Genomic DNA, 2,641 nt, shown 5'->3' on the forward strand with positions numbered 1-2,641 from the left:
CAGCGCGACAAGTTCTGTGATAAACGCTTTCAGCGTGAAAACACAGGAAGTTAATAAATTAGCTTCAACTTTACAATTAAGGATAGGAACGATGAAACCATGTTTTCTAAAACTATCCCATCGATACTCCTGCGTGCGTCATGAAAGACAGTTCATGGGGTTCGAAGCACAGGTAGAGTCGGCAGAAAGAAGGCTGAAGCCATTCTAAGGAAAAGGTATGCCAACTGATATGCCGGATGGCTGAAAAACTAGATAAGGTGAGTATGTTCCCCTCTAAAGGAACTGACGAACTTCTGAAATTAAGGGTCTATAGATTGAACATAGTGAAAGCTATGGCCCATCCTACGATGGGGTGAGTGGTGTAAAGTAAAATTTGGCCCTCTGAAATACGCTATACTGAACAACGGCAGTATCTTGCTCACAGGCTTACAGGAAGCACCTACGTCTAGAACGGATAGCTACGTTGTAAGGTACTTGGGAAACAAGAGACGTTGAAACAAGGACTGTCATCCAAAACGGTTGTTATAAGGTCAAAGCCGAAATACATTTGCTCTTGGGAAGGTAGGGGTATGACCTAAGAAACTTCCGTAATAGAAGTGGAGGAACAGCCCCAAGTCTAACGAAATAGAACGATTATTTTCTTCACGTGAATGACACCGATCGGGTAGGAATGTGGGAACATCACTCATAAGGAGGGGTGCCACAGTGTCAACTTTGAGATATTGGGATTACTACAATATGACGGGAATCTTCACGGATTTATACGAAAGAGCTAGTCAAAAGGAAACGTTCAATCGTCTCTACGAGATTATCATCTCTAGAGAGAACATCCTTCTAGCTTATCGTACGATTAAATCCAATAAAGGGTCTAAGACCCCTGGTACTGATGGAAAAACCATCAAAGATATCAAAGTGCTTTCGGAAAGTGAATTAGTGAAAACCATCCAAACAAAACTGGAGAATTACCAACCTAAGAAAGTCAGAAGAAAATGGATTGAAAAGGATAACGGTCAATTTAGACCTCTTGGAATTCCATGCATGCTTGACCGCATCATTCAACAATGTTTTAAACAGGTTCTTGAGCCAATTGCTGAAGCTCATTTCTACAAACACAGCTATGGATTTAGACCGTTAAGGTCTACTCGTCATGCCATGGCGAGAGTCCAACATTTAGTCAATACTGCTCATTTGCATTATGTAGTGGATGTTGACATCAAAGGGTTCTTCGATAATGTAAATCATAAACTTCTTATCAAACAATTATGGAATCTAGGCATTAAGGATAGAAAAGTATTGGCTTGTATATCCAAAATGTTGAAAGCGGAGATTGATAAAGAAGGGGTCCCATCTAAAGGTGTTCCTCAAGGCGGGATTTTATCGACTTTACTATCGAACGTTGTGCTTAACGACCTTGACCAATGGGTTGCGGGTCAATGGGAGCTCTTTCCTCTCTCGAAAAACTATAAATCAAGAGAAGGAAAAGTGGGCGCCAAGAAACGCACAGCTCTTAAAGAAGGGTACCTCGTACGCTATGCCGATGATTTTAAAATTCTCTGTCGCGATGGAAAGACAGCTCACAAATGGTACCATGCAGTTAAATTGTATCTCAAAGAACGTTTAAAACTAGACATTTCACCAGACAAGTCACAAATTGTGAACTTGCGGAAAAGGAAATCTGAATTCTTAGGTTTTACAATTAAAGCGAATAAGAAGAGAAACAAGAGAGTTGCCCATACGGGCATTAAACGGAAAAAACGGGAAAAACTTAAAGAACAAGCTAAAGTCCATATCTTACGGATAAAAGCCTCCCCTACCACTCAAAATGTTTTACGCTTTAATAGTTTTGTTTTAGGTATTCACAATTATTTTAATGGAGCTACACATGTCAATCTAGAATTCTCACGTCTTGCCTACGAATTAAAAGCCTTTCTGTATAATCGCCTTCGTCCTGTAGGGAAATACGGACACCCGATCAATCCCAGTATGACCTATAAAAAGTTCTATAGCACAAGATCTAAAACTTTTGAAATTGCGGGAGTCCACCTATTTCCGATTGCGGATGTACGGACTGTAAACACGATGAACTTTAGTCCATCTTTATCCCTCTTCACGGAGGAAGGCAGAACGAAAATTTACGATAATCTAAATCCAGATGTACGTTTGGGAATCGGTGGTTTAATGAAGTCATTTCTTCCCAACCGGACGGTTGAATATATGGATAATCGCATTAGCCGTTACAGTATGAAAATGGGAAAATGTGAACTCACGGGTTGGGATTTAACAGCCAATGAAGTTCACTGCCACCACTACGTACCAAAGCATTTGGGTGGGACTGACGAATTTCGAAATCTTCGTATCCTTCATGAAGATATCCATCGGCTAGTCCATCGTAAAGATACAGAAACTATCACATCAGAAATACGTAAGTATGGTTTTACTTCTTCAATGATTAAAAAACTAAACCAATACCGAATGGAATGTGGGCTTGAAACGGTAATATAATCTCACGTCAAAAGATAACGAAGAACTTATAATCTAGTACACATCGTTAGATGGAGCGCCGAATGCTGGGAAACTAGCACGTTCGGTGTGGAGCAGGGGAAAAGCTGGCGATTACCTCAAAGGCTTACCTATTGCTACG

Annotated in this window: 2 protein-coding genes; both read left to right on the top strand. The window is 40.5% G+C overall.

All coding sequences use genetic code 11. From position 1 onward, the window contains the following. Nucleotides 1–208 (top strand): hypothetical protein (locus tag NCCP2331_RS18115; RefSeq protein ID WP_251672098.1); only part of this gene is annotated, 208 nt, incomplete at its 5' end. 497 nt (nucleotides 209–705) lie between these two features. Then, nucleotides 706–2,502, top strand: coding sequence for a group II intron reverse transcriptase/maturase (gene ltrA / locus NCCP2331_RS18120; protein WP_251672099.1), 1,797 nt, complete (start codon nucleotides 706–708; stop codon nucleotides 2,500–2,502). Nucleotides 2,503–2,641: the final 139 nt, after the last annotated feature.

Source organism: Sporosarcina sp. NCCP-2331, from assembly GCF_023707945.1.
Classification (GTDB): Bacteria; Bacillota; Bacilli; order Bacillales_A; family Planococcaceae; genus Sporosarcina; species Sporosarcina cascadiensis.